Annotated in this window: 2 protein-coding genes and 1 pseudogene; 1 reads left to right on the forward strand and 2 read right to left on the reverse strand. The window is 67.5% G+C overall.

What is annotated here, in order from left to right; genetic code table 11:
- Window positions 1-406, reverse strand: a 406-nt coding sequence (locus ABZU69_RS37045) for a helix-turn-helix domain-containing protein (protein ID WP_354968863.1), incomplete at its 3' end; no start/stop codon positions are given.
- Between the two features lie 123 nt (window positions 407-529).
- Between ABZU69_RS37045 and ABZU69_RS37050 the strand changes: the two are divergent.
- Window positions 530-957: pseudogene (locus ABZU69_RS37050) on the forward strand (transposase); the annotation flags it as partial.
- 295 nt (window positions 958-1,252) lie between these two features.
- Here the strand turns inward: ABZU69_RS37050 and ABZU69_RS37055 are convergent.
- Window positions 1,253-1,555, reverse strand: coding sequence for a helix-turn-helix domain-containing protein (locus ABZU69_RS37055; RefSeq protein WP_354968864.1), 303 nt, complete (start codon window positions 1,553-1,555; stop codon window positions 1,253-1,255).
- Window positions 1,556-2,079: the final 524 nt, after the last annotated feature.

Here is a 2,079-nt window from a genome sequence, read left to right on the forward strand (position 1 = left end):
CGCCGTGCAGACGCCGGTAGCCCCAGCTGGGATTCTCCCGAGCCAGGCGCAGTACCAGGGCACGGATGGAACGAACCGTGCGCGGCCGGCCCGGGCGCTTGGGTCGGGAGGCAGCTGCGTGACGGCGGGCCAGCAGATCACGATGCCAGCGCAGCACCGTGTCGGGGCGCACTAGCAACCGCAGCCGCCGCAGCACGTCGCGCGGCAGCCGGTACAGCAGGAACGCCAGGAACGCCCGATCACTCGCGTCGAGGCGCACCTTCTCCTTACCCAGTTGGCGCTCCAGCACCGTGATCTGATGGCGCAGGGCAAGGATCTCCACGTCCTTGTCCCAGCCGCTCATCGGCAGCAGTCGCAGCACCGCGAACGCGTTCGTCATGCCCAGATACGCCAGTCGCAGCAGCACGGCAGCCCATCATGCCGCATCGATCACCAGCTACGCCCGGGCTCAGCGCCCAGCAACCGGGCCAACGTCTCCGACACCACACACCGGTCCTCACCAGGGCGGATGGAGTTTTCGGCAGGGGCAGGGTTAACCCTGGACGACTTCACCGTCAACGAGACCGCCGGCACGGTCACCTGCCCCAACGGCACTACCCGGCGCATCACCGCCAGCCGTACGGTCACCTTCGGCGCCGCCTGGCGCGACTGCCCACTACGGCAACGCTGCACCACTTCGAAGACCGGCCGAGGCCTGGCCCTACACCAACACGACGCGCTGCTATGCCGAGCCCGCCGCGATTGGGCCGACAATCCGCAACTGCGCGATACCTACCGCCGGCACCGACCCTGGTCGAGCGCTCCATCGCCTGGCTCATCGGCCTGAAAGGCCGCTGCCGCAAACTGCGCTACCACGGCGTGAACGCCAACGACTGGTGGCTCCACACCCGCATGGCCGCCCTCAACCTCCGCCGACTACTCAACCTCGGCCTCCAGCTGAACACCTGCAGCTCCTGACGCCCCAGGGAGTCCGCGCATTTCCAGGCCGCAGGTTTGCCGCTCAGTGGGTCCGGCAGCCGGGAGAAGCAAGCGCGGGCGTCTGAGGCGGTGAAGGTGATGCAATAGCTGGGCCGACGTGGTCAAGGGGCGGCAGCTCACAGCGCCGGGCTTCGCCGCCCCTGCACCATGCACTGCCACCGGGCACCCGAGCGGACCCGCTATCAACGGCGTGTGGACCATCGCACGGACGGTCACTCTGGCTTGTGGACCACACCCTCTCGCGGGCCAGGGCAGCCAGCACCAGAGGGACCCGTCAGAGGGTGAGCCGCCGCGGCCGGCCGGGTGGGCCGCCCGGCTTCGGCCGGTAGGTGGGTAGCCCGATGGGGACGGCGAGCATGCAGGCCGCACGGGTGTCGAACGCATCCGAGATGTCCTGGTCGTAGAAGGTCAGGCCGGTGCCGCCGTGGCCGAGGGTGAAGGCGGCCAGTTGCAGGCGGCCGGCGGCCGTCCCGCCGGACTCGTACCGGGCCCGCCACGCGATCACCGTCTGCCGGGTCATCCCCGCCCGCCGCCCGATCTCCGCATTGGACAACCCCTCGGCCGCCAACAACACCATCCGAACGACCCGTGGCTGAATTCAACGCTCCCGGCAAGCAGGTCATCCACCAGCGAATCCCTGATGTTTAAAGTCGATTGCGGTAGTGGCACATCCTTGCGGCCTTGCTCCAAGGCTCGACCCGGTCAGGCGCGTGGCGCCGACCGAGCGCGGGAGCGAGAAGCCGGCGTGGGAGCGCGCCCACGCCGTGTCGCCACTCGCGGTGGCCGCAATGCCGTCACCACAACGGGTACCGGTCACGTTCATCCACATTGGATATTGGCTGGCTCAGGACGCGAACGTGGCCCCGTGACCCTTGACACCTTTGTGTCGGGGTGTTAACAATAACTACGCACACAATGTTAGCGCCAACATGGCAACCTAGCCGCAACAGGGTCTGAGTGAGCCCATCCGTACCTCACTCCAACCACTCGGTGTTGCCTCATCTCTACTAGGCCGTGTTTCATAGCGGGGGCTGGCGGTCGACCTTGATCAGGGTTGTGGCGTGTCGGTGATCGATACGCAGTGAGGTCTCCGGTAGATGG

Source organism: Micromonospora sp. NPDC005206 (genome assembly GCF_040608175.1).
In the GTDB taxonomy this organism is placed as follows: Bacteria; Actinomycetota; Actinomycetes; order Mycobacteriales; family Micromonosporaceae; genus Micromonospora.